This is a genomic window from Paenibacillus germinis, from assembly GCF_013141785.1.
Lineage (GTDB): Bacteria > Bacillota > Bacilli > Paenibacillales > NBRC-103111 > Paenibacillus_E > Paenibacillus_E phytorum.
This window is the reverse complement of sequence record NZ_WHOC01000107.1, coordinates 63,263-89,016: the sequence shown is the minus strand read 5'-3', so window position 1 is coordinate 89,016 and position 25,754 is coordinate 63,263. Positions and strand designations below refer to the sequence as shown.

Sequence of the window (25,754 nt, the reverse complement as noted above, 5' to 3'; positions counted from 1 at the left end):
CGCTCCAATAAACAAGCTTATGAAGTCCCTCTGTCGACAATACGACAGAAGTTCCCGTTTGCTCAGCGCCATCGTCTACAATGTAATGGGTATCGGCAACTCCCGAGCCGATGTCGCTTGCGCTTAAGATAACCGTAATATCTCGATTGGCCCAGCCGCTTGGCGCATTGTCCGTAGTCAATGGCGGTTGTTTATCCGCTACTCCCGCTACCCTGTAGACGGCTTTTGCTTTTATTGCCGTTCCTTCGACTGTGCCGTTAACGGTAAAAACTCCCACATTCGCTACCATATCTGAAGTAATCGGGTCCCATGCAACGTCAACTAATCCAGTTGTTCCATCGTTGTATACAGCCTCGATCTGTGCAGGTAGTGATGGTATTACGCCTAAGTTCGTATCCATAGCAACCGACTTGTAATCTACTATAGTTTTTACAACTGCTTTTGCTTCAGAGACATTAATCTCCGCAGCTGATGCCCAGCCGCCATTACCCGCCGTTGCTTCGAGCTTGACATACGATGCAGCTGTCGAAGCAAAATTGACGATTTTCTCTTTACTATCGTTTGCCCAAGTTCCGTTTGCAACCTTGGCAAAGTCTACTCCATTCGTACTTACATATACGTTATAGCCTGTAATAATTCCATTGCTGCCGCCTGATTGCCTTGGCAAATAGGAGATTGAATCGATATTGTAGGTTCCTCCAAGATTTAACGTAATCGATTGGGGGAGAACGTCGGATCCATTCCACTTTGTATGCCAAATCGTTTGTGGATTTCCGTCAATCGCCATGGAAGCAGAGTTGTCTGTGCCAGGATTCATTTCCTGGCTCGTCGCCGTTGCCGTCATTTTTGACTGAGGGATAATATTCCTAACTGCAGCAATTGTCATAGGACGACTTTCAGCGGTTACCCCGTCTAAAGTAACCTTTACAACAACAGTCGCATTAAATCCACTACCTATATCGCCTTTAACTATGATTGTATTGCTGCCCTCAACAACGGATAACCTTGCATCACTAAATTGATATTCTACAGCAGCCCTTGATAAATCAGTTGTTTCTCCAGTATTTAATAGGCCATCAATTGAAGCAATGACTGGTTTATCCGATTGAATTGTAGTTTTATTTAGAGAAAGCTTTACTTCTCTCAAGAAAGAGTTTAGAACTATTTTTCCGTCAGCATCTACATCAACATAGATATAATCGCTTGCGATGTAGCTGCCCTTCCTAACAGATACAGTGATCTTGGCCTTGCCTTCTGCCCCGGCTGTAATAACCCCATCTGCGCCAACTGCTGCAACGGATGGTTTATCGCTTGTGAACGTGATGTTCGCATCGCTTAGGTCCAGAGGTTCACCTAAAAAGGAATAACCTTTTACATCAACCGTTACCTTTTTGTTATCCGTTCCGATTTTCGGATCAAGCTTAATGCTTCCAAGTGCTGTTAAATCTCCTACTGAGAATACTTTAACTTCCAGCACATCAATCGGGCTGCCGCCTTGACCCCCGCCAGGGAAGGATACTCTTACATAACGCGCCTGCACGTCGGGTTTGCTCGGATCAACCGGATAGTTGTAATACAAGCCCTCTTGCTCCCAAGCATATAAGGTTGTATCGCTTTTCGGAACTGCCAGTGTATTTCTCGATGTCGGCAATCCACCGCCGGACAATGTGTTTGTTTCGTTGCCTGCTATCCAATTTGTTCCGTCAACGCTATACTCAATCTTCACCTTATTCGGCACGTTGTAGTAAGTAACGTTGTCGACATTCGGCATATGGTGATTAAAGAAGATATTAACGCGGTTAAGCTTTTGCAGTTTGCCCAAATCATACGTGATGCTCGGATTTGCAGCGCTTGCCGGCGCTACCCATTTTGCGCGATTGCCGCCGGTCGAATCGTTGATTATCCCGTCAGATAATTTGGCTGCGTTAATGCTGTCGCTTGTAACTGTCGGCGTAATTCCAGCTGCAACGTTTACATCCGGAATAAGAGTAATGTAGTTACGGGTTGATGTAAATGTCTTTCCGTCTACAGTGATGTCAGCCCAATAGCAGTACATCGTAGGGGTGGAAACTTTACTTGTAAATTGCATGGTGTTGCCATTTACAACGAACGGTACTTGATTTGCTGGCACTTCAGTTACAATGATTTTACCTGTAGGGTTGTTACGGTTACCGTCCACTGTTGCATAGTGGTACTTGATATTGGTGCCGCCCAGAATATCAACCGTGCCGCCCTTTTCTGTGAATCCCTGGAATGTCACAGGAAGGTCTTGGTTTGTGGAGAATTGTCCCCAGAACAAAGCGCCTTTTGTGAACATATTAACACCAACCAGCGGAAGTGCAGCTGAAATCGCACCGCCCGACACCTTTACAGGATATGTGTCGGTCTTCACCTGAGGAGCGTTCAGACCATCATTATAGGTTGCCGTAACTGTGATTGTAGCTGTACCGTCACCGACAGCTGTTACCAAACCTGTTGCAGAGTCTACAGTTGCTACGCTTGTTTTGTCGCTTGTGTAGCTAAGTGTAGCAGGTGCGAAAAAATTGGTGTAGTTATTCATATAGCTCTCTGCTCTAAGTTTCAGTTTGTTTGGTTCAGTTTGGCTGCTGAACATTTTAACACTTGTCATTTTGTATTTTCTTGCAGGGTTTTTTGTTGTAATTTTAATGATTGTATCAATAGGGTCTGCAACAACACTTGAAGTGTCAATTGTAATATAGGTTTTGCCATTGTTTTGTTGTGTTGTGAATGGCAGAGAAACGCCCTTGTTCAGCAACTCGACCTTGTCAACCGGGTAATCGAAGGGACCAATTCCGCTCATCGAGGCCTGGCCGGTAAATCCTGCCTTGCTCACGCCGGAAATCAGGTTTTTGATCATGTGCATATAGACATACTGGTCACGGGACATTGCGTAACCCCAGTCTGGACCCTGACCGTAGGCGATAGCCTGCTGCGGGTCGGTTTTCCAGCCTGGTTTAATGGTGTAATCCATGGTGTATGGCAAGGTGCCGTACATGGACTCACGCAGGTCCGGACCACCGGCATTTGCCATCCATTTTGCAATGGAGCTGCGCATACCTAACGCATTCTGTGACTCAATAGGCACCATTGAGAAGATATTTGTGTTATCCAAATTACTAGACAGGTTATCTGGACCGCGGGTTCTACCAATGGTCTGGTCATAATTCATGACATAACCGTGTCCGTATTGGTCAATGATTTCCTTGGTTAACTCAATCCAATTGTCGCGTTCGTTGCCCTTTGCGTATTGTGCCCAGACATCTAATGCAGTTGTAAATGGATCGTTCCATTCCTCATGGGCAACTTTTCTTGTTTGTTGCTTAATACCGTTGACCCAGCCACCGTTATTATAAGGTTCACTTTGCCAGAATGGACGCTCGTGAAATGTAATATCTGCATCACCCGATCGAGGATCGGAATTTTTCGCAATTAAAACACGGTCGTTATAGTTGCGGGCAGAACTCCACGGCACGTCAACATTTTGATGATCATCAGGATTACCATCGACAAAGAGATACCATGGATTGTATCTTGCTACCAAAGCTTGCATGTCGGTATCCAAAACTGAAACTTCTTGTCTTGTCGGCGGTTGGTCGTATCCTGGCGCTAGGTACATACCAAACTTCATGCCGTAGCGCTCGACAGCCTGCTTGGCCTCCATCACTCTGTCTTTGACATGCCATTTGCCATCCTCAGACTGGTACATAGCGTTGTATTTATACGTATAGTTGCTGTCGCTTGGATCTAAGACTGCGTTGGGTGACGGCCAGTAGTAAACTTTGCCTTGAATGGTTTCTGTCGAAAGCATGGTCATTCCCATTTCTTTAGCTGCCTGTGCCCACGCGTCAAAGTTGTAGTTCGGGTCATAAAGGTTCGGATAGGTGCCTGTGGTGTGTGACAGCGCCGACAGCTTGCCCTCAATAAACCAATCAACCGGGTTTTCCTTGACCGTTATCGTATATTGCTTTGTTGCAATAGAACCTTGAGCGTCCGTTACCTTCAATGTGAAGGCATAATCTGTTTTTGTTGTGCCCTGAGCGCCGTCTGCAACCTTACCTTCAATGTGGCCGTCGGATGCCAATGTCAGACCGGGCGGCAACTGACCATCGGCAATTTCCCAAGTGTAGCCGGGATTTCCGCCCGCAGCCTGGAATGTAAAAGGAGACGCCTGCGCGGCATTAGATGATGTACTCACTTCGTTGTCGAGTTTGAAAACCATCCATACATACGGATTTTCATCGTAAGCAATTGGAAGTGTGTTTGACGGATAGTCGTTTGCCGGGACATTTGCATTGCGGGCATCAAATGCTTGTTTATCAATAGCAAGGCCCTGTGTAACAATGTTCAGTTGGTTGTTGGTTACGTTTGGTCCTGTTACAGAGTAGGTTAGACCCGAAATTTGATTTCCGTTATTATCGCAAAGTCTTGAATAAAATCCTAAAAAATTCCTTGAAGTGCTAGGGTTTTTATGCTGAATTTCAATGAACAGCTCGTTCCAACCTTGTTTTAAATTAACTGCATATCTTGTACCGGACTTGTTCAGACGAGTTGGAATCTGAGTTTGTTGTCCACTGAGAATATCGTTGGCAAAAAGTTTATACGCACCCGAACCGCCTACCTGCCACTGAACCGTTTGTGCTGTGGGGCTGTAAACATAGGTCGCGGCCACTACCCACTTATTGAGTGTATCCTGCCCCTGTTTGACATCAAAATAACCCAACAGATCATTGTAATCATCATAGTTGCGGTTGAAGATACGGTCGTCGAAATATTGCCAAGTGGATGTTTCTGTGCTGTTTGGATCGGCAAAAGACTGGCCAATGACAGGAACGATGTTTCCAAGAGATTGCTCATTGGTAAAAGGACCGGAAACCGCCCATTGGTTCATGTAGGGCGCGGTGCCGTCCGTTCGAGCCGCTTCTACATGATTAGTATTAATAAACGAAAACGACGGAACCATTATAGAGGTTATTACTAATAAAGAAAAAAATCGCTTTAATTTGTTTTTCATTCGGGTTATTCCCCCATTCAAGTATTAGTAGTTCGGCCTGGGATGATACCGCTTTCACTTTTCCCAAAGCAGGAGGGAAAGCGAGGCTCATCCACATAACAGCACTTAGCCTGCTGCCCCTCCCTTGATAAATCCCGCTAAAAGCTAGCGCTTATCATTCTTTGCTTCATGCTTACTTGCTATTTTGTTTTTTTCCATTCGTTGATCTGTTTCTGCTTCTCGGCGATAATATCGTCGGCTCCGGCATTCTTCAATTTTTTTATGAAATCATCATAATATTTGTCAGGATCTGCCGTGCCCGAATCGAGCGCATATAGAAGTTCTTTCAAAGTCGCGTCAACGTTGGCCATTTGGGTTTTAACCGGCTCCGTATTAAATACAAATCCCATCACAGGCGATATCATTGCTGTCTTATCAGCTTTATAAATGATGCCCAGAGACTTTTCACGCGATTCGACATCGGTGTTCTGATCCCACAGCATCCTGTTATAAGACTGTCCGATTTCCCATTCAGACCAGTTAAAATTGTATTGGTCTTTTATCATGTCAATTTTCTTTTCGCCAATCTTTTTGTAATCTTTCCCATCTTGACCGAAAGCCAGGAGATGGAATAGCTCATCATTCGTATTCAGCAATTCGATCAGTTGAACCGCCTTTTCGGGATGCTTCGAATTGGCACCTACAGCAACTAATGCAGTTGAAGGAGTATTGGCAGAGATAAAGGGCTCTGTAAACCTCTTGGTGTAACTGTAAACCTTGTCATCCGGTGGCGCCATAGCCATGAAAGAAGAGGAGCCAAGCTCAGGCATGTCAACCAGGTCAGGATACGGGTTGGCATATAACGCGGCAACTCGTTTGGCTTTTCTGTCCGGTACATAATCCTTCATTGTCGCAGCATCTTTCTTAATGTAGCCTTTTTGATACCAGCTTCTGAACAATTTGAGATAATCCTTATACTCCTGAGTTTCGTATTGATTGATTACCTTGATATCTTTATCGTTATACCGAACCCAGCCGGGAATTTTATTATCTCCCACAGAATCCATGCCATAAACGACGGACATATCTGCAAAATTGTCTTGCTGATTGCTGTATTCCCAAGGAATCAAATCAGGTTCGCCCTTTTTCACAGCATCCAGAAATGGCGTCAGGTCCTCCCATTTCTTTGCCGATTTCCAATCGAACTGGTACTTGTCGACCAAATCTTTTCGAAGCTGCACCCCTCTAGCTCCGGCCATCCCCCATACCTGGTAATTAATGGAACCATATATTTTACCATTCACTTTAACGCCTTGCCATATATTCTCGGGCACTCTCGACTTGGTCGTTGGAGCATACTTATCCAGAAGCTCGGTGATATCCTTGAAAGCTCCTTTGGAAGCATTCTGGAAATAGTTCAATTCTCCAAAACTTCCGGTAAAAGCGAGATCAAACGGTTCACCCGAGGAAATCATCAGATTAACTTTTTGCGGATACGTGCTCCAGTCGGTAACGACAAGCTTTAAAGTTGCGTTAATTTTTTCTTTAATGATCTTATTTGCCGCTTCCATAATTCGATCCATGTCTTTAACAGGTGAATTACCAATATAAAATGTCAATTCTACCGGCTGTTCACTCTGTTGTCCTTTACCCTGGGCTGTCTGGCTCGGTGACACTTCAATTTGTTTACCCGTATCTGTTCCGCATCCGGCGAGCGCAAGGGGCACAATAAGGGATAAAGCTATTGCTGATGCAATTTTCTTTTTCTGTTTAAGCATTTTGTCCTCCTTTTTTAAGATCCGCGATTTTGAGACTTACAATCCATACAATCCATTCAAAACATTCGAGAAGTTAACGTTAAGCCTCATCTCCCCCTATATGGAAAAGCACAGATACTATTGACTGCAATTTCACAATAATAGATTACGATGATCTTTAATACAGAAAAAAATATAGTTTCCTTTGATAATTTACAATTGTGATCCTTAAAAAAATATACATTTCATTAATATGTGAATTTTTTGAAGTTTTTATCGACTTTCGACACTCCCTTGATGAGCATCTTTTCTTTCGACATGCGAAGAGAATTTTCGAATGCTTTTTGAATCTCAGCCAACAACGGTGAGGCTCGTGCAGATCGTTCTTCCTTATATCAAAAATAGAAATTAAAGAAAACATTATTTTTTATAGAGCCTAATAGCGAATTATTAAAGGAAAATATGCTTTTTTCTGTTTTATGATTTTCTTTGATCGGCTATTGTGGAATTGTGTCCAAATATACAAGATTTTCATTAAGGAGGAGTGGGTAAATGAATAACAATGTGCCAGCCGCAACTGCTATAAAGAATGGTTTCAAAAAGGCCGGCTCCGTGCATCGGCAAGGTTTTTTAAAGGAAATTTTCAGACGCTGGCCGTTTTACGTCATGGCGCTGCCAGGATTGCTTTTTTTCATCATATTCAGTTACTTGCCAATGTTCGGGGCGGTGATCGCTTTCAAGGATTATAACCCGATAAAGGGAGTATGGGGCAGCAAATGGATCGGGTTAAAAAATTTCGAGTTTTTCTTCAAGTCCGATGCGGTATGGAGGGTTACGTTTAATACGATTTTTTACAACCTGGTCATCATGCTGACGGTAACCGTAATATCCGTTGTTTTCGCTATTCTTTTACAGGAAACCGGCAGCCGGTTACGGACAGCGCTTTATAAAAGTGTGATGTTGCTTCCGTTTTTCCTATCTTGGGTAGTAGGGGAGTATATTGTGTACGCCTTGCTTAGCCCTGATCAGGGGGTAATGAACGGGATTCGAAGATCACTAGGATTAGAAGATATACAATGGTATGGTGAGCCGATATATTGGCGTTTTATAATGCCGTTGGCATTTATTTTAAAGTCAGTAGGCTATACTTCGGTTGTTTATGTTGCGGCTTTACTGGGAATATCGTCGGATTATTATGAAGCCGCTGAAATCGACGGGGCGAACAAGTGGCAGAAGGCAAGGTACATTACGATTCCGTTATTATTACCCGTTGTAATAATCCTTTTACTCCTCTCGCTTGGGAAGATTTTCAATGGCGGGCTTGGAGATTGGGGCGCATTTTACAATCTGCCACGGGAATCGGGAATTTTGTTTTCGACGACCGATGTTATCGATACCTACGTTTTCAGGTCATTGCGCACTGTAAACGATATCGGTATGTCAGCTGCAGTAGGTCTGTATCAAGCAGTTGTTGGATTTGTGTTGGTGCTGATAACCAACTTTCTGGTCAAAAAATATGATTCCGATAGCTCGCTATTCTAGCGTACTAATTTGAGGAGCGTGTAAAAGTGAAAATGATATCCTTCACAGGATGGAATGTCGTACCGAAGATTCTGATCAATTTAATGTTTGCCGTATATAGTGCGATGTGCCTTATACCTATTTTACTGGTGCTGTCCATTTCCTTTACAGATGAAAAATCACTCGTGACCGACGGATTTCACCTGATACCGAAACTATTCAGTCTTATAGGTTACCAGTATGTATTCTCCGGCACTTCAACCATTTTGAATGCTTACATGGTTACAATCCTCGTCACAGTCGTTGGCACATTTCTTCATTTATTTGTGACCTCGCTGATGTCCTATGCTATTTCCAGGAATGAAGTCAAATACAGGAATCAGATAGCGTTCCTTGTGTTCTTTACTATACTGTTCAACGGAGGATTGGCTCCATACTACATTCTGATAACCAGATACCTCCACTTGAAGGATACATTTTTTGTTCTAATCGTCGTGTTCCTTGTATCTCCGGTACATGTGATGATCATGCGAAACTTTTTCAAAACGCTGCCTGACGCAATCATTGAATCGGCGAGGATTGACGGCTCGGGGGAATTCATGACTTATTTCCGGATTGTACTCCCTCTGTCTACGCCTGTTCTTGCGACGATCGGGTTGTTTATTTCTGTCGCCTATTGGAACGACTGGTTCACCTGCTCGTTGTTTATAGAGAACAATAAACTTTATAATCTTCAATATTTGCTTCAGTCCTTAATGACGAACATTCAGATTCTTGTAAGCAACCAAAACGCTTCTAGATCCATTGAACAATCGATTGGTATGCTTCCGGGAGAAAGCGCTAGAATGGCTACCTGCATGCTTTCTATTGGACCGATCATTTTAGCGTACCCCCTTTTGCAAAAATATTTTGTTAAAGGGCTGACTCTTGGAGCGGTAAAATCATAGAAGAAAATATTGTTAACTCAACAAGGGTAAACGACTCCGTCTTCCTTCAGGGACGAGCGCGTTTGTCAAGGTAGATGCGAAGCAAAAGTATAAAACTTATACTTTCTTATCTACGAACAAAATCACCCTACGGGTGAATAAATATTTCTAGCCGACGGTTCTTCCAACCCTCGGCTTTTCCTTTCTTACCATTGTTCCATTACATTCTGGGCAAAAGAACGTCGGTTCCTCACCAAAGGAAATTTTAATAACTATTTTTCAGTAATTTACATTATTCAGTCCACCAAAAAATGCATTTTTCTACAAAATGTATAGTTCTTGAAAACTCTGTGAAGGATAAAACCGAGGTCTTGGAGAAGTGAGAAGTACAATAAACTATCTTTAAGGAGGTTAACTCTAGCATGAAAATCCCTCATAAATCTCCTCGCAAGACCTTATTTGCAAAAATGTTGTTAACTCTTACGATAACGGTTACTTTATTGATTATAGGACTATCATCGCTTCTCTATCGAAATTTCTTTTCGGCTTCTTTGGATAATATCAACCGAATGAATACTTCAATCCTGTCTCAAACCAGCTACAGCATGAAGTACATGGATACTTTGGTTAGCAAATTTATAAATACCGTTATCATGAGCCCTTATACATCCGTTTTGCTGCATAATACGGATAACGATATGGTTACGCTCGGAGCAGCATTGCGCAACCTTGATAGCCTTTCACTTCCGCACGATTATGTGTACTCCGTATATACGATCAATCTCGCTTTGAACCGTATCGTATCCACAGAGACGGGCAATTTTTATACAAAAGAAGATTTCTACGATCGAGACATTATATCATTGTTGCAAACGGTGAACAAAGACTCATTTCCCGAAATGCCTATTGCCAGAAAAATTCCAAACCCCCAAGCCGCAACAGTTTCGGAACTTGCTAATGTATACACCTATATCATGCTCGACAGTCTGGAAAAGAATCCATCCTCGCGCATTGCGACTGTCATCAATATCAAAGCAAGTGTGCTTCGGGATCTGATCGCTTCATTGAATGCCAAGATGGCAGGTTCCGGCAACGAAATTATCGTGATCGATTCCAAAGGAACGATTGTGAACCATACATCAGAAAGCATGTTTCTGCACAGCGCGAAACAAGAATCGTATATCCAAACCTTACTTGCAGCTGACCAAGAATCGGGAAGCTTTAAGACGAATCTGAACGGTCAAAATTATCAAGTTACCTTTGTTTCATCCGATAAACCAAAATGGAAATTTATTAGTTTGACTTCATATGCAACATTTATTGGCACAGTTGATTCAATCAAAACCTCTACGCTTTGGATATGTCTAACGATCCTGGGTCTCGGTTTATTTTTCTCGTTCATCATGTCAAGATCGCTTTATATTCCTGTCGGCAGACTTGTAGAGACCGTTAAAGAACATCTCACAAGCGCTCATCATAAGGATCATTCGACAAATGACATCTATTTTCTGCAAAACGTTTTCAAAGAAATGATTACGAAAAATAATGAATGGGAAAACAAACAAAGAGAACAGCTCGCTCCCTTAAAAAATAAATGGCTGCAAGATATACTGTTTGGTATCCGGTTCGTTGATCAAGAAGCGTTGCGGGTTTCTCAAAAAGAGCTTGGCATACATTTGAATCTAAATGGCCCACTCAGGTTGTTACTTCTTCGCCTGGACAACTATCGCGATTTCCTCGACCTATTTAATGAAAAAGACCGTTGGCTCTTAAAGTTCGGCATTGCTAACATCGTTAATGAAATCGTGTCAGAGGAATATAAACTAGAGACCATTTACCTGGAAAACGATCAGCTTCTGTTGCTGTTGGAAATCAGCCCCTCAGAGAATGTTGAAACTACAGAATGTGCCTTAAAGGGGCTTATCGAATTAGCACAAAAAGCTGTAAACCAGTACCTGAAACTCTCGTTTTCCGCAACTCTAAGCATCCCTGTCTATTCCTACTTGCAACTCAATGAGGCTTATTCCGATACATTGGCACTATCTTCGTATCGGATCATCGCAGGTCACGGCAGCTTCCTGATTCCAACTTTTCGAAGTTCGATCAAGGATACACTAATTTCCTTTCCCGAGAGTAAGGCCAAATTGCTGCTTGACTCCTTAAAATTGGGCCATTTGGACAAGGCAAAGGAAGCGTATTCCGACTTTATTAGCCAACTTTCCGGAACGACTTATGAAAACTTGCTTTCGTCCATTATGCAGCTCAGCTTCATGTTGAGAACAACCTTTAACATCATTTTGGAGAGTCATGAATTTCGAAAATCAGAACTATTTCAGATTGTTTCCAGAAATATTGAGCAGTTTGAAACCATTGAAGAAATTCATGAAACCTTTTCATCCCTATTTTCCGAAATCATTCGCGTCATGGAACAAAATAAACATAATAAACACAGTTCGATTATTTCAAGAATCATAAGGGTGATCGAGGATCAGTACCGTGATAATAACTTAAATCTACGGATCATCTCCGACGAGTTTCAAATGTCGAACGTTTATTTGGGAAAATTATTCAAAGACGCTACAGGTAAATCCGTTTCGGAGTATATTACTGACGTGCGAATGAATCATGTCAAACATCTGCTGGACAACAGCAATCTTTCAACCAAGCAAATTTTAGAACAATGCGGTTTGGAAGAGACAAACTATTTTTATACCATTTTCAAAAAACGTTTCGGCGTATCGTTGTCTCAATATAAGATTGATAAAAACAAAACGTGAGTAGGCCTACTCCAAAAGACAATATCCTAAACAACAAAAAGGTATACTCTCCTCGAAACATGAGGAAGTATACCTTTTAAAGTCTGCTGTTTACTGAATTCTTTTCTGATTTCAATGAGTTTGACACCTATCCGAAGCAAGTGTTAACCCGTTGTACAAGCTCCGTAACAAAGCCATCGTCTGTTTGCTCATCCTGAACCGCCAATGTCTATCTAAGGATGAAATTAATACAACAGGACTTCGTGAACCTCCAAGAAACCCATCCATAATAAAATTGGACAATGTGAAAAATTAACATGCAAGAGAGTAAGCTTTGCATATCATTTAGTTAAGGTAATTGATCCTCACTCAACCGCCCATCCCGAAAATGCACAACACGCTTCGCCTGCTGCGCAATGGCCAGGTCATGCGTAATCAAAACAATCGTCCTGCCCTGCTCATTCAACCTCTTGAGGTTGTGGACACGAAGCAAGGTAAATGTTTGCTGCTCGATTCCACTGTGTTCCCCTAACTCTTACTTCGAGGTATTCGAAGACTCACTATAGTACCAATATTCATTTTCTGCGACATTAGTTGCTTTTCAATTTTTAATAATCTCATCTTGTGTAATCAGTGGTTGATGTTTTTAGGATTCGATGAAATTGATGCAGCACCATACTCCCATTACTTCTACTTCTTACTTATTGTAAAAAAAGACGCTCACCCTGAGAGTGAACGCCATTGGACTAAATTGGTTTCAGTTGCTATTTGGCGACATGAAAGTGTAATCAAGCATCAGCAGCACTACGGAAACCTATATTTCCAGCAGAACTGTCTGGTGTATTCTTACTCCGTGCAGCCACACGATATCGATTGCAATAGGAAGCATGGCACAAGTACGAACCTCCCCTTATGACCCTGTTGTCTCCCGTCGGGAGGCCAGCGGGGTTATCCTTTGCGCCATTGATATGATGGGTTGGGCTAAACCAATCCGAGCACCATTCCCACACATTACCAGCTACATTGAAAGTTTTAGCTTCTGTTTGAAAGCCTGTATCATCAACAAATCTCTTGAATTCCTCATTCGTTATCGTCGTAGCATCGATGTAAAAAGGGTTAACAGAAATTTCTCTGACAGCCCCCTCACCATCAGAATGACCTGCTTCTATGATACTGTATTTGGGTTTCCTGCATTATTCGGACCAAGCTGCAATTATGGCATCATTGGCATCTGTTATCAAGACTTGCTTCGCATAGGCTGAAATTTCACCCTGCTTCGCTTTATCGATTTCCTTCAGAACATCTTGCATATGCTTAATCGCCTGATCCTTATGCCCTTTGCTTAATTGGTCTAGAGACTGAGTAAATTTGTTTGTGAATTGAGTCGTGAGCGATCCATTTAGTTCACCTGATGCTAAAAACTTAGCGATCAGTTGCTGCATAGCACTTGCATTCGTTGTAACTTTCACGCTAAGCATGATTAGCTTACTATTTCCAGCCCGATCCGTTACAACAGCTTGAATAACATGATTCCCTAATTGACCTTCCCAGTTCACAGTATTCTGTGCCATGACTGCTCGGGAAGAACCTCACCTATACAAGTTCTTCCTCTGTGCTAAATCGATTATTTCACCGATTGGAAACGGTCATTCGTTTTTTGGTAGATTTGTACGAATTCATCAAGGTTCACTTTCTTCAGCTGTGCCAAATAGCTATCCCACTCCGAATCGATATTGCCGTTTATGATCCACTGCGATTGCTTCTTCTTCACAAAGTCGGTAATATCAATATTGATCACATTCAAACGGTTCGTGTCCTCAATCGTCATGAACATGCCGGGAGGAAGCGTGAATTTTTTCATAAACGGCTTGTAGATTTCCATAGAGGCTAACCGCTGTTTGATCTTATCGTTAAGCTCGATTTTTTTGTACGTATCCTCCAAAAGGGCTCCCGTACTGCCGAAGCAAGGGGCTTCCGTACAGCGGAAATCGTCATAGCTAATGCCGGACGGCGTAGGCAAATATTCGTACTTATCTCCATTCGTTTCTTTGAAATTGACGCCTACGGGGCCTAATTGCCACTCAATGGAACGGCGTTCGTCATACAGCGCATCAATCCAACGTATCGATTCCATCTGATGCTTGTTCTTCGACGTAATGGCAAATCCAGGCTTCTGTACGGAAAGAGACTCATTCATATTGACGACCTGATGGCCTTTCGGTCCCTTAAGCGGGGCAATGGCAACATAGTTTTTCGCATGATCAGGTCCCACCACATTCTCGGCATTATAGCCTGCGAACGCTCCGAATACCGCACCCTCTTTGCCACGGCCCTTGGAGAAATAAATGTTTCGCTCTTGCGTAAAGGCTTCCGGATCGATCAGACCTTGCTTGTAAAGCGAATGAAGATATTGGGTCGCTTCTTTATATTCCGGACGGGTTGCAATATAGGAAACTTTCCCGTCTTGAAGCATCAAATGCGAAGCGTTGTCCGGCAAACCGAACGATCCATATAGCCCGAAGATGCCGTTCAAGGCGTTGTTGTTAATAAAGCTGAACGGAATCTCATCCTTCTTGCCGTTTCCGTTCAAATCTTTATCTTTAAAAGCCATCAGCATCTGCTCAAACTCTGCCGTTGTCTTCGGCACCGAAAGACCTAGCTTGTCAAGCCACGTTTTGTTGACAAACAGAACCTCTCCCAACTCTATGCCACCTTCGGTAACGACGGTCGGAATCGAGTAAATATGACCATCTGGCGCCGTAATGAGTTTCTTCACGCTCGAATTTTTTTCCAGTAAGCACTTTATATTGGGAGCGTATTGATCAATCAGCTTCTCGAGAGGAATCAGCATGCCTTGCGACCCATATTTCAGGAGATCCGCTTCCAACAAGCTTCCAGGTCCGAAGAAAGCGTCCGGCAAATCGTTGCTTGCGAACATCAGATTTTTCTTCTCCTGGTAGCCTTGATCCGCTGCATCCCATTCAATGTGAATGTTCGTTAAGGCCTCCATGTCCTTAACTACCTTTAATTGATCTGTGCTCTTTTTTTGTTGTGGAATTTTGGCGAAAGCAAATTTCAAGTTAATCTTGTCCTTGACAATGGGAAAGCTGTTGTTGCTGCTGTTTGCGCTCTGTGCCGGCGTTGCCACTGGGTTGTCTCCTGATTTCGTGGAGCAACCGGATAGAAGGACGCTCGAGGCCAATAAAGTAAGGAAAATAGAAGTAACGACTTTTTTAACTTTCATGTTTACATTCCCCTTTTCAAATATATTTACCCTTTCAGCGAGCCGATCATAATGCCTTTCACAAAATATCGCTGCAGAAAAGGATACAGCACAAGTACGGGCAAACTTGATACGATGATGACTCCATATTTCATAATGTCCGCGATTCTTTGCGCCCCGCCATCTTCTCCTGCACCCCCTATTGCCGAGTCCGCCTGCGATTCATTCACGATCAAGATTTCACGGATCACAAGCTGTAGAGGATAAAGCTTATGATCCCGCAAATAAATGAGTCCCGTGAAGTAGGCGTTCCAGTGTGCGACGGCGTTGAACAACACCATAACCGCAACGATAGGTAAGGACAACGGAAGTACGACTTTGAAGAAAAACCCAGTAATGGAGCAACCGTCCATTTCTGATGCTTCCTGCAGTTCCTTCGGAATCGTGGTCTGAAAAAAAGTCCGGCAGATGATAATGTTGTAAGCGGTTACGGCGCCGGGAACAATTTGCGACCAAATGGTGTTCGTCATGCCCATTTCTTTGACAAGCAAGTAAGTGGGAATAAGTCCGCCCCCGAAAAACATCGTAAACACGATCAGAATCATGAAGTAATTGCGTCCTGCCAAGTCGGAGCGGGATAACGCAAACGCACTCGTCAAGCACAATACGACATTCAGGGAGGTGCCTAGCGACGTATAAATCAACGTATTTTTATAACCGGTCCAAATTTTCGAATCCGTAAAAATGCGTTTATAGCCTTCGAACGTAATCCCTTCGGGCAGCAGCCATACGCCGCCCGTGTTTACGCTGTCCGGATCGCTGATGGAAGAAATGACGATAATATACAGTGGATACATAACCGCTAGCATGATGACGGTCATGATCGTATAATTGGTGATGTCGAACATACGGTCGAAACCGTTTTTGCGGCTGAGTACGCTCATCCTGGGTCCCCCTTTTCCATTACCAGAGACTGGCCTGCTTCAAACGCTTGGCCAATGCATTGACGCTGATAAGCAAAATAAAATTGATTACTGCGTTAAACAAGCCTACGGCGGCGCTATATCCGTATTGGGCGTTCAATAAGCCCGATTTGTACACATACGTTTGAATTACTTCGGAAGCATCTAGATTCAAATTATTTTGCATCAGGTATACTTTCTCGAAACCTACGGTCATGAAATTGCCAATGTTCAAGATGAGCAAAATCATAATCGTCGGCATAATCGAAGGCAGATCGATATGCCAGATTCGTTGATATTTGTTGGCTCCGTCCACGATGGCGGCTTCGTGTAGATCCGGACTGACGCTAGTTAGCGCTGCCAAGTAAATGATCATCGACCAACCCGCATTTTGCCACACTCCCGAGAAGACGAATATCGACTTGAACCATTCCGGACGGGCCATGAAGTATATCGGCTCCCCCCCGAAAAAACGGATCAGTTCGTTGACCAACCCGGTTCTCGGGGAAAGAAATGCGAGCAGCATCCCCACAATGACGACCGATGAAATAAAATGCGGCGCATAAGTAACCGTCTGAACCCACTTTTTAAACCGGGTATGTTGGATCTGGTTGAGCAGCAGCGCCATAATGATCGGGACCGGGAAAGATACCGCCAATTCGTACAAATTGAGAAATAAAGTGTTTTTCAAAACGATCGTAAATTGCGGTGAATTGAAAAACCGCTCGAAGTGCTCCATCCCGACCCACGGACTTCCCCAAATGCCTTTGACGGCCATGAAATCTTTGAAAGCGATTTGCAGCCCGTACATAGGCCCGTAGTGAAAAATCAGAAAGTAAGTGATTGTAGGCAGCAGAAACAAATATAATTCGTAGGTTTTGTGTATTCGTTTCCAAAATGACAGGCGATTCCTGGTGGCCGCTACCCGCAGATTTGCTTGTTTAGTAAGACTCACAGCATTGCCCCCTCTCATTAATCTCGCATCTCAAGTCATCGAGGAGCATATTCTTTCGCATGAAAGGGGCCGCCTTCCTTCATGACGGTCCACAATGGATCCGTATCAAATGGCATGGACGACATCATCTCGTCGTGCCAGTCTTGAAAAAAATAAACGGCTTGCCTGCAAATATCCTGTCGATCCTCAGCTAAATTGAACTGCTCATGCGGGTCATCCTTTAAATTAAATAGCATTTCCTTTGGAAATCCATGGTGTCCGTCATGGTAGGAACGCATGTACAACCAATCGTCAAACCGCACGCTGCGCTGGCATACATGTGCACACTGTGACAAAACAAGATAAGGTCGTCCTATCTGCATTCCACTTTCGATTGTACCTGCATAGCTGACGCCGTCCCAGCTCGATGGTGCTTCCGCACCAAGCATCTCAGCAAGTGTCGGCGCAAGATCCAACTGGTAGTGCAATCCGTCGTCTACACTTCCGCTTGGTTTACTAGGCCATCTGATGATCATCGGAATTCGATTAGTAGCTTGATCCGCTGTCCCGTGTTCGGAATAGATTCCGAGTTCGCCCATGCTTTCCCCATGATCGCTGCTGATGATAATAACCATGTCATCCAGAACACCCTGCTCTTCGAAGCTTTTGAACAATCTTCCGATATGCCCGTCTACGTAGTGGATGGCTTCATCGTAATTGTCCAGAATAACGCGAAGATCGTCATGCTTCTCCATCGTTTTCCCATGCCTCGGATGCTTGTAATAGTGCGTTCGTGCCAGACTATTCATGTCGGACAAGCTATGCTGTCCCTGTTTGCGCATATGTTCCTCGAAAACGTCCTCTGTCAGCCAGGCCGGTAACGGATCGTTAGCAAACCTGTTACCGGCCTCGGAAGGAACACGGTACGGCGTATGCGGATCCCAGTAGTTGACGTGCAAATACCAATTATCTTTAGCTGCGTTGTCTTCTATCCATTTTAGTACAGTCGGAGTCACTTCTTCTGCACTTTCCGCTCCGCCTCTGCCGATATTATGCATCTCGTTGAAACCGGCATAGAATTGCCAGACGGAATGCCGTTCGGCAAACGTACTGATAAGCGTCGTATTAAATCCTTGCTTCCGCAAGAAGGCTGGCAGGCTTTCACGCCCCAAACTGTCGTTGAAGGTTCTCTCCGCACCTTCATGGCGATAATCGCCTGCGGTTCCACCATGCCCGATAAGCCCGCTATGAATGCCGAATCGTCCGGATAACAGGGCTGTTCGGGATGGGGCGCATGGGGCATCCGACGTATAGTAATTTTCGAATCGTACGCCGTCTTTTGCTATTCGATCTATATTGGGGGAAGTTTCACGGTGATAACCGTAGCAGCCCAAATGATCGGGACGAAGCGAATCGATGTCAAGGTATAGAATTCTCATTGGTTTTCTGTCCTCCGTCTGGATTTTTTTGCTAGTTGGATTTTTGCTACCTTTCAATTGTTCTTTCGGTTTAATTAAATTCAATTTAACACATCATTTTTTTTCACTCAATGTATAACCGTAACATTTTCTTGTATAATCGATACTTTTATCAACAAATTTTGTAAAAGAAATAAAAGGCTTCCGGATAATGGATTATCCAATTCGGAAGCCTCTTTTGTAATGCGAATCGTCGTTTTCAACTCGTTACGTGATACGTCGCAAAGTTGCGGATCAGCGGCGTTTCCACGCTATCGAGGATCGTAAGCCGAAGCCGGCTCGCACGAACGGTCGGAAACGCATCGATTTTTTTATGTCCGATTGCGCTGCCCCGGAGCAGCTCGATCCATTCCCCGCCGGACTCCGCTTCCAGCAGGTTGGAACGAACCCGCTCGCCTGCTGCGATTTGCTCCATCGTGATCACATGGTTGACTTCCGTTTCGGCTATCGATACATTTCATGACCTAAATTCCACACACTTCGTAACCAAATGAAAGGCTTCCCGATAACGGATTGTCCGCTTCGGGAAGCCTCTTCGCAATGCGAATCGTCGTTTTCAATTCGTTTCGTGATTCGTCGCAAAGCTACGGATCACCGACGTTTTCGCGCTATCAAGGATCGTAAGCCGAAGTCTGCTCGAATGAATCTGAACCCTCATTTATAATCGTTACTTCCTGGCTGGGATCGCCGCTTTCGCCGGTTTCCTAATCAAAATACCCATTTTTGCTTGCCTCCATTTTTTTTCTATACATACCGGGCGTCATCATGTGGGTTCGTTGGAATATACGGTTAAAATAGGGGGCATCGTAAAACCCGCATTCCAAAGCAATGAACTCGACGGTATACTCTGGATTTTCCAACATTTGCAGCGCACGTTTCATCTGGAGTTTATGGACCATGTTCATGGGGGTTATGCCATACTGCTTTTGAAACAGCCTGCTGAAATAGACCGGGTTGAGATTAGCGATTTTGGCCAGCTGTTCGCGGGTAATCCGATCTTTTAAGTTCTTTTCGATATAGGGTATGACTTGCGCTAGTCGATCAGGAACCGCAGGCTCTTGGCCGGCTTGCAAGGCTTGGCGGATTCCGACGCTCTCTATCATTTCATACAGCAGTTGAAATACCAACATCGTCGATTTTACGTCCCTCAGTCCGTCCTCCGTACAATTCCATACCGATTTGAGCAACTTGAAGGTTTGCAGGTACTGAACTGGTTTATGCAGCGTGATTACTCTGGGCAAAAGGTAAAGCTGGAAAAAGTCGACCTGATCCATTACGTGAAAATCCAAGTTGATAAACATATGCGTACCTGGCTTTTCTGCAATTACAGAAAAAGGGATATTCGCTCTATGCACCATCACGTCCCCTGAGTTGGCAAAATACGTTTTTCCATCCGCTTCTATACGAACGGCTCCTTCCGAAATGAAGGAAAACGAATAAAATGACTGTGCCTCTTGACTGATGCGATGGGTGACATAGTTGAATTCGCTTACTTGATACAATGAGAACCGGATATGTTCATGAATACTGACTGTCAAGCGGTTCGCACCTCCTTTCGAACAGTTGAAAAACCGGGTGAATTTCTCCGGATCAAAATGTGAGACTATTTCTAGCATATTATAACCTACGAACTATGAATAGACAGTAGGATTTTCCATACTGTCTTCGATGTGGAGAAACGCAGGATATAGAGGTACGGTCTGCCTGGTTTTAGCCGACTGCTTAGCCGCAATGCACAATGTAACGGCCCACATCCCGTCTTCCCCGGCGACGATTCGCCCCCCTTTTTATTACCATTTCGGAAACGAAATCTGATGCTCCAGTTCAAATAATTCCCGAGGCGTTCTTTCGATCCCGATCGCTTTTTTGACGCTTCCGTCGAAATATTCCATCCGGTACTGCGGCTCCCGTATTTTGTCCGTTGCCCGGACCACCATACCTTGATACTCCCTTTCGTACCGATCACTTCGCCAACAAATGATGCTCGTATGCAGACGAAATCTGACTGCTGGGTGAGTAAACAGTTGACATGATGGAGGACCTCTAGCTAACGGGGGATTTTTTCCTTATCATTGGTTAATCCACCTTTATTTTACTTTTATAATATTACCTGAATCCGTGAAAGATTGTTGAAGGTAGTCTCTTCAAGTCCACCCCACAAGAGTCCCGTGGAAAATTACGGAGCGACGGATTCTAGAATAAAATTACTGCAGGTGCAAACAGACCTACCCTTTCGGGAAGCCTAACTTAACTTGAAGAAGGTTGCTTAGCCCGACAGCGCCATATAGATAAGGCGAAAGGTTGGGAACCAAGGACTGTGACGGCCAAATCGCAACTTGGTCTCCCGAGCATGCTGAACTAATCGCGAGGCTAGCCAGATTAGGTTCTCAATCACAGTTCGGACCCGCCGCCTATTAACCTTTGGTCAGCCAAGCGGTACAAAAAGGGGTTGAGTGAAGCATGAGATATAGTTATCATATGCATTCCTGTCATTCTGACGGTACAGACACCCCGGAACAATTAATCAATCTTGCTAAAATATATGGGATCGATGCGGTAGCATTAACTGACCACGATACTGTTGATGGAGTAGAAGCCTTCATGACGGCTGCTGCAGGAACGAATATTGAAACAATACCCGGAGTAGAGATTTCATCGCGCATCGGTCAAAAGCACGTACATAATCTTGGTTATGGCATTGACATAAAAAACATAGCGCTACTAGAATTGTTGGATGCTTTAACTGCTGAAGCTACAAAGTACACTAAGTATACTTTTGAGAAATATATAGCTCATAAGTACGGCTATTCTTGGGAACAAGTATTGAATCATAATCGAAAAAGAAAAGGGTTTTACCTCTCAGATGTGTTCTCAGCAATGTTGAAGGATGGATTGTTTAACGGCTGGGAACAATACGCGGGCTTTGTTGATTATTGTTTCAAATTCGTAAAGCAGAAATATTCTGCTCCGGTTGAAAAGAGCTTCGACGTTATTAAAAAAAGCGGAGGAAACGTATTTCTGGCGCATCCTAAACTAATGAAATTGAGCTTGGATGAAGAATTAAACATTTTTAAGCAGATGAAAGATTTGGGGTTAGACGGCATCGAAGCATATTATCCTGAACATTCTCCCAAAGAATGCAATTGGTATGAACTTTGTTGCGAGAAACTAGATTTGAAAGTATCTGGTGGAACGGACTGGCATGGAAGAGCACGCCTGAAAGAAGAGACAAACTATTTTTATACCATTTTCAAAAAACGTTTCGGCGTATCGTTGTCTCAATACAAGATTGAGAAAAACAAAACGTGAGCTGGCATACTCCAGAAGACAATATCCTAAATAACAAAAAGGTATACTTTCCTCGAAATATGAGGAAGTATACCTTTTTTAAAGTCCGCTAGTTACTGAATTCTTTTCAGATATCAATGAGTTTGACGCCTATCCGAAGCAAGTGTTAATCCGTTGTACAAGCTCCGTAATAAAGCCGTCGTCAGTTTGCACATCCCGAACCGCCAATGTGTATCTAAGGATGAAATTGGTACAACAGGACTTCGTGAGCCTCCAAGAAACCCATCATAATATTATAGGACAATAGTGAATCCTTCCCATCCAGCAAATAAGCTCCTTGATATGCAACATCCAAACACCCAATGATATTCATCAGCGTCGACTTTCCCGACCCCGACGGGCCCATAATCGCTACGAACTCGCAGTGATTGATTTCCAGGGAAATATCATCTAAGGCACGAATCGTTTCCTCGCCCTTAACATAATACTTGCTCACATGCTCGATTTGGATTAGGGTCATTCCCTTCGCCTCCATTATCTGATGCCAAATAAATGAAGTATGCGACTCATCAACCTTACCGCTTCGCTGCTGATGCCCAGCTCCTTCGCAATCTCCCGCTGCGTCCGCTCTTCTCCGCCTAATTCCAACCCAAACCGCCCAACCACAACTTCCTTCTCCCGATCATCCAATATCTCGAGATTGCGATAGATTTTACTCTTCTCTATCTTCAGCTGTACCTTATCCACGACATCGTCGGCCTCCGTGCCGAGGATGTCGATCAAGGTGATTTCATTCTCCTCTTTGTCCGTTCCGATGGGATCATGCAAGGACACATCTTTACGTGTTTTCTTCAGTGAGCGCAGATGCATCAAGATCTCGTTCTCGATACAGCGTGCCGCAAACGTCGCGAGCTTGGTCCCTTTGTTCGGAGAAAACGACTCGATCGCTTTGATCAATCCGATCGTCCCAATCGAGATCAGATCCTCCAAATCTTCTCGAATTTTTTGAGGTAGTGTACTCGAAGCAACGTAAATCATAAATAACTCGATAACTGATCTTTCAGTATTTAACTAAAGTTTTCCGTTAGAGCTTAAAACATCTACCTGTATTGAACCGAACTTATTGCCACCTTTTTTAGGGAGCAGCACTTCAAAATCACAAACAGCAACTGCCCTAAAACTTCTAGTCCATAAACTATCAAGTAGCAAAGAAAAAGAAGTAATGTAAGAGTTCGAATCAACATTCGGATTAGGTTCGATTTCGATATAATATTCGCCATATTTTCACAAATTGTTTAAACGTCGGTCATTCTCTATTGCCGTATAAACGTAAGTTCGCTTTACAGATCACTTAACAAGCCCTGTACCGTCGCTGCAAGCATATCTCCCATCTGCTGATGCCCGACGACGCCGGGGTGCACCCAATTGTTATGCCGTTCTACCCGTTGGGGGACATACTTATTCACCGGTTCTGCCGATCGATCGAATCCATAGTAGGGATCAACGGCTAGAAGTATCGGACAAATATAAATTCCTCGTTCCCGCGCTTGCGCATGGTCCCAACGTCTCAGGATCGCAAGAGATGCCTCCTGTATATTGCGACGATAGCGCGCCTCCGATCCCGTACAGCCAAGCTGCAGCCCCCATGCATCCTGATCCGCGCCTGCCACTGGCAAATTGATAACGATCCGAATGGATGGATTGCATGCGTGAATCTCATCGATCATCTGCTGCATGCTGCCAAGGTATGTATCGACGCCGTCGTCGATACGTTCCACGGTTTGAAATTCATTCGCCCCAAACAAGAATGTCACAATATGCGGCATCTCTACCTGATAATGTGCCAAATACCGTGCAAAGTCTAACTCCCAATGCGGTTGCGGATGCAGCGTTTTCCATTCGGACCCGTCCCACCGACAGACGGAGAAATCGTGCCCACGTGACGGATCGCAAACCGTATCGCCGATTTGCGGGGAAAACGGATAACCATCGGATCCAATCCGAAAAGGGTTTGCCGCATCTGTTTGATTCCGGGCCGCTCTTAGAAACCCATCATAAAAATATCCGCTCGGATCCTCGCTTATGACCCGCTTCCAGAAAACGGTATTCCCCCAATAGACAGTATGCCCGCATTCCTCACCTACTGGAAACAGAAACGGCGAATCCCCCCCGTCCGATTCTACAATTCGCTTCACATAGTTTTCCGCTGTCCAGCCGCCACGGCCTTCCCGGTTTACCTTGCCGTTTTCATAAGTGCGAGTACCGATGGATCGTACCCATGCCAGCGATTCCTGCACTTGCGCCACGTAGCCTCCACAGCGGGTGATACTGTCCCCAATGCAGAGCATGGGAATTTCTGTTTTCACTTCCTTTGGCACGATCACGATCTGGGTCGTTTGCTCCGATACAACCTCCAGTTTCCGGTTTAATATTTGCAGCCGAAGCGGAAATTCCCCTTGCGTTATATCGAAATGGGGAACGTCTGCCTTTCCGGGTTCCATCCGCCAAAACTCACGGTACTGCTTGCCATATTGGCAAATAACGTTCACAATCTCGTCCGGCGCCAATCCGATGATTGCATTCCGATAGTAGATGTGAAACTGCTCACCTTCCCCTGCCATTAAGTAAATTCGCTCCGGCAATACGATGCGCTCTTTCATATCTGCACCTCATGATTATTAATAAATTAGATTGCGTACAATTTAACGCGTTGGCTTTCACTTGCTCACATGCACGATCATTGTATCGCTTGACGTTGCTCCCGAAGCATTGACAACGCAGTTGGTGCGGTCATGTCGATCGGGATGCTATTATTAATGCGGTTATCTCTAATGATAACGCTTTCAGAATTTTCAATATGAACGCCATCCTTCCGAATATCGGAGTTGCGAATGATCAGATCCTCCAGCACCACATGACTGATTCGCTGATTAGGCGTGCTGCCTTTCAACACGACAATGTCACCCGCATAGGGGGTAGATATGCCTTGACTTAATTGGTTTTCATCGCGAGGATAATAATAGACAACTCCAGCTCCTTGATCCAGATAATACTCTCCAGGCTGATCCAGCAGTTCAAGCGCTCCTTGAACAAAATAACGCGACCCAGGTCCAAGTACGTATGGCACAGCTGAAGCAAGCGTGGCAATCCGATTTGAATAATCAATTGCGCTTAGACCGACTGTCTAGGAGAACCAATACTGAAATCCCTGAGCGCCTCCCGGCCATACAAAAGCTTCTACATCGGCAGAATTCGCGATCACCGGAATATCTTCATTCGCAAAGCCGAACTTCGTTTTATCTGACCCGGCGACCAACATCTGCACCCGATTGTAGACGCTCGCACCGCCTTGCGTATTCGGATATCGGGCTTTTACGGAACGAACATTATTTTCAAACATAGAGTCGAACTTCCAAGCAGGACCTATATTAGCTTTGTATATTGGGCTGCTGTGAGGCTGCCACCCCGTAATCACTTTACTCCCGTCCAATACTTCTTCCTCGCTGGGATAGCTTCTATAAGTCACCTGGAAACCGTTTCGGCCGGAATCCGCCTCTGTAAGCTCGAACGGTGACTCCAGTCGATATATGCCGCCTCTCAAATAGACGGTAATATTTCCGCGCATACCAACCTCAATCTGCTGTCTAATTACATCCCTTGCTTTACCAGGCGTCTTAAATGGGCGTTTATCGTGCCTGTTCCATTGTTATCGTCCCCGGTAAGCGAAACATAGTAGTCCATGCCTGTCGCCTCTACTCTATCACTCTCTCGGACCCACCCCATACTGGCAGTAATAAGAATGACAACCAGTAGGATTTTCAATAATGCCACTGTTTTTAATTTCATTCCAAATCCTCTTTTCTTCCTTTTTTTGCACTTGAATAACCAATCAGGACGA

19 protein-coding genes and 5 pseudogenes are annotated in these 25,754 nt (G+C 44.2%); 4 read left to right on the top strand and 20 right to left on the bottom strand.

Features of this window, described 5'->3' with window-relative positions; genetic code table 11:
- Together GC102_RS21770 and GC102_RS21765 are read right to left on the bottom strand one after the other, a co-directional pair.
- The coding region (locus GC102_RS21770; protein WP_171691351.1) for a discoidin domain-containing protein at positions 1–5,032 on the bottom strand (5,032 nt) is incomplete at its 3' end.
- A gap of 179 nt (positions 5,033–5,211) precedes the next feature.
- Complete coding sequence (locus tag GC102_RS21765) at positions 5,212–6,789, bottom strand: DUF3502 domain-containing protein (RefSeq protein ID WP_171691350.1); 1,578 nt, start codon at positions 6,787–6,789, stop codon at positions 5,212–5,214.
- A gap of 531 nt (positions 6,790–7,320) precedes the next feature.
- Between GC102_RS21765 and GC102_RS21760 the strand changes: the two genes are divergently transcribed.
- The 3 genes from GC102_RS21760 (at position 7,321) to GC102_RS21750 (ending at position 11,992) form a co-directional block, all read left to right on the top strand.
- On the top strand, positions 7,321–8,310 hold the full coding sequence (locus GC102_RS21760) for an ABC transporter permease (protein ID WP_171691349.1): 990 nt from the start codon (positions 7,321–7,323) through the stop codon (positions 8,308–8,310).
- A 32-nt stretch (positions 8,311–8,342) separates the two neighbouring features.
- The gene (locus GC102_RS21755; protein WP_171691357.1) at positions 8,343–9,236 is read left to right on the top strand and encodes a carbohydrate ABC transporter permease; all 894 of its coding nucleotides are present in this window, start codon (positions 8,343–8,345) and stop codon (positions 9,234–9,236) included.
- A 401-nt stretch (positions 9,237–9,637) separates the two neighbouring features.
- Complete coding sequence (locus GC102_RS21750) at positions 9,638–11,992, top strand: AraC family transcriptional regulator (protein ID WP_171691348.1); 2,355 nt, start codon at positions 9,638–9,640, stop codon at positions 11,990–11,992.
- 328 nt (positions 11,993–12,320) lie between these two features.
- Here GC102_RS21750 and GC102_RS40660 read toward each other — a convergent pair.
- From GC102_RS40660 to GC102_RS39125, 12 genes and pseudogenes are all read right to left on the bottom strand, one after another.
- Positions 12,321–12,443 (bottom strand): annotated as a pseudogene (locus GC102_RS40660) (macrolide ABC transporter ATP-binding protein); the annotation flags it as partial.
- A 316-nt stretch (positions 12,444–12,759) separates the two neighbouring features.
- Positions 12,760–12,999: pseudogene (locus tag GC102_RS21745) on the bottom strand (formylglycine-generating enzyme family protein); the annotation flags it as partial.
- A 27-nt stretch (positions 13,000–13,026) separates the two neighbouring features.
- Positions 13,027–13,140: pseudogene (locus GC102_RS40100) on the bottom strand (SUMF1/EgtB/PvdO family nonheme iron enzyme); the annotation flags it as partial.
- A gap of 24 nt (positions 13,141–13,164) precedes the next feature.
- Positions 13,165–13,542, bottom strand: coding sequence for an FIMAH domain-containing protein (locus tag GC102_RS21740; RefSeq protein ID WP_171691347.1), 378 nt, complete (start codon positions 13,540–13,542; stop codon positions 13,165–13,167).
- A 53-nt stretch (positions 13,543–13,595) separates the two neighbouring features.
- Positions 13,596–15,215: a type 2 periplasmic-binding domain-containing protein gene (locus GC102_RS21735; protein WP_171691346.1), complete on the bottom strand. Its 1,620-nt coding sequence runs from the start codon at positions 15,213–15,215 to the stop codon at positions 13,596–13,598.
- Between the two features lie 26 nt (positions 15,216–15,241).
- Positions 15,242–16,138, bottom strand: coding sequence for a carbohydrate ABC transporter permease (locus GC102_RS21730; RefSeq protein WP_171691345.1), 897 nt, complete (start codon positions 16,136–16,138; stop codon positions 15,242–15,244).
- Between the two features lie 19 nt (positions 16,139–16,157).
- On the bottom strand, positions 16,158–17,129 hold the full coding sequence (locus GC102_RS21725) for an ABC transporter permease (protein ID WP_171691344.1): 972 nt from the start codon (positions 17,127–17,129) through the stop codon (positions 16,158–16,160).
- A 17-nt stretch (positions 17,130–17,146) separates the two neighbouring features.
- Positions 17,147–18,529 carry a sulfatase family protein gene (locus tag GC102_RS21720; protein WP_171691343.1) on the bottom strand — a complete coding sequence of 461 codons (1,383 nt, stop codon included), beginning with the start codon at positions 18,527–18,529 and terminating at the stop codon, positions 17,147–17,149.
- Between the two features lie 238 nt (positions 18,530–18,767).
- Entirely contained in the window at positions 18,768–18,992 is a 225-nt protein-coding gene (locus tag GC102_RS21715) for a hypothetical protein (RefSeq protein ID WP_171691342.1), read from the bottom strand.
- Between the two features lie 280 nt (positions 18,993–19,272).
- Complete coding sequence (locus tag GC102_RS21710) at positions 19,273–20,106, bottom strand: AraC family transcriptional regulator (protein ID WP_171691341.1); 834 nt, start codon at positions 20,104–20,106, stop codon at positions 19,273–19,275.
- Positions 20,107–20,358: 252 nt separating this feature from the next.
- Positions 20,359–20,505, bottom strand: coding sequence for a hypothetical protein (locus GC102_RS21705; protein WP_171691340.1), 147 nt, complete (start codon positions 20,503–20,505; stop codon positions 20,359–20,361).
- Between the two features lie 329 nt (positions 20,506–20,834).
- Positions 20,835–20,990: pseudogene (locus tag GC102_RS39125) on the bottom strand (IS1380 family transposase); the annotation flags it as partial.
- Between the two features lie 38 nt (positions 20,991–21,028).
- Between GC102_RS39125 and GC102_RS21700 the strand changes: the two are divergent.
- Positions 21,029–21,877, top strand: a complete 849-nt coding sequence (locus GC102_RS21700; protein ID WP_171691339.1) for a PHP domain-containing protein — start codon at positions 21,029–21,031, stop codon at positions 21,875–21,877.
- 214 nt (positions 21,878–22,091) lie between these two features.
- Here GC102_RS21700 and GC102_RS21695 read toward each other — a convergent pair whose 3' ends face one another.
- From GC102_RS21695 to GC102_RS21670, 6 genes and pseudogenes are all read right to left on the bottom strand, one after another.
- Positions 22,092–22,376, bottom strand: a complete 285-nt coding sequence (locus GC102_RS21695; protein ID WP_171691338.1) for an ATP-binding cassette domain-containing protein — start codon at positions 22,374–22,376, stop codon at positions 22,092–22,094.
- 14 nt (positions 22,377–22,390) lie between these two features.
- A pseudogene (locus GC102_RS21690) lies at positions 22,391–22,852 on the bottom strand (sigma-70 family RNA polymerase sigma factor); the annotation flags it as partial.
- Between the two features lie 344 nt (positions 22,853–23,196).
- Complete coding sequence (locus GC102_RS21685; protein WP_171691337.1) at positions 23,197–24,516, bottom strand: SGNH/GDSL hydrolase family protein; 1,320 nt, start codon at positions 24,514–24,516, stop codon at positions 23,197–23,199.
- Positions 24,517–24,593: 77 nt separating this feature from the next.
- Entirely contained in the window at positions 24,594–24,983 is a 390-nt protein-coding gene (locus GC102_RS21680; RefSeq protein ID WP_171691336.1) for a hypothetical protein, read from the bottom strand.
- A gap of 57 nt (positions 24,984–25,040) precedes the next feature.
- Positions 25,041–25,481, bottom strand: coding sequence for a hypothetical protein (locus tag GC102_RS21675; protein WP_171691335.1), 441 nt, complete (start codon positions 25,479–25,481; stop codon positions 25,041–25,043).
- 23 nt (positions 25,482–25,504) lie between these two features.
- Positions 25,505–25,702 (bottom strand): hypothetical protein, encoded by a 198-nt coding sequence (locus tag GC102_RS21670; RefSeq protein ID WP_171691334.1) that lies wholly within the window; start codon positions 25,700–25,702, stop codon positions 25,505–25,507.
- Positions 25,703–25,754 lie beyond the last annotated feature (52 nt).

Coding starts and splice junctions, on each gene's coding strand:
- GC102_RS21765 (WP_171691350.1), bottom strand. CDS start 6,789: ATGCTTAAACAGAAAAAGAAAATTGCATCAGCAATAGCTTTATCCCTT.
- GC102_RS21760 (WP_171691349.1), top strand. CDS start 7,321: ATGAATAACAATGTGCCAGCCGCAACTGCTATAAAGAATGGTTTCAAA.
- GC102_RS21755 (WP_171691357.1), top strand. CDS start 8,343: ATGATATCCTTCACAGGATGGAATGTCGTACCGAAGATTCTGATCAAT.
- GC102_RS21750 (WP_171691348.1), top strand. CDS start 9,638: ATGAAAATCCCTCATAAATCTCCTCGCAAGACCTTATTTGCAAAAATG.
- GC102_RS21740 (WP_171691347.1), bottom strand. CDS start 13,542: ATGGCACAGAATACTGTGAACTGGGAAGGTCAATTAGGGAATCATGTT.
- GC102_RS21735 (WP_171691346.1), bottom strand. CDS start 15,215: ATGAAAGTTAAAAAAGTCGTTACTTCTATTTTCCTTACTTTATTGGCC.
- GC102_RS21730 (WP_171691345.1), bottom strand. CDS start 16,138: ATGAGCGTACTCAGCCGCAAAAACGGTTTCGACCGTATGTTCGACATC.
- GC102_RS21725 (WP_171691344.1), bottom strand. CDS start 17,129: ATGAGAGGGGGCAATGCTGTGAGTCTTACTAAACAAGCAAATCTGCGG.
- GC102_RS21720 (WP_171691343.1), bottom strand. CDS start 18,529: ATGAGAATTCTATACCTTGACATCGATTCGCTTCGTCCCGATCATTTG.
- GC102_RS21705 (WP_171691340.1), bottom strand. CDS start 20,505: ATGGTGGTCCGGGCAACGGACAAAATACGGGAGCCGCAGTACCGGATG.
- GC102_RS21700 (WP_171691339.1), top strand. CDS start 21,029: ATGAGATATAGTTATCATATGCATTCCTGTCATTCTGACGGTACAGAC.
- GC102_RS21695 (WP_171691338.1), bottom strand. CDS start 22,376: ATGACCCTAATCCAAATCGAGCATGTGAGCAAGTATTATGTTAAGGGC.
- GC102_RS21685 (WP_171691337.1), bottom strand. CDS start 24,516: ATGAAAGAGCGCATCGTATTGCCGGAGCGAATTTACTTAATGGCAGGG.
- GC102_RS21675 (WP_171691335.1), bottom strand. CDS start 25,481: ATGCGCGGAAATATTACCGTCTATTTGAGAGGCGGCATATATCGACTG.
- GC102_RS21670 (WP_171691334.1), bottom strand. CDS start 25,702: ATGAAATTAAAAACAGTGGCATTATTGAAAATCCTACTGGTTGTCATT.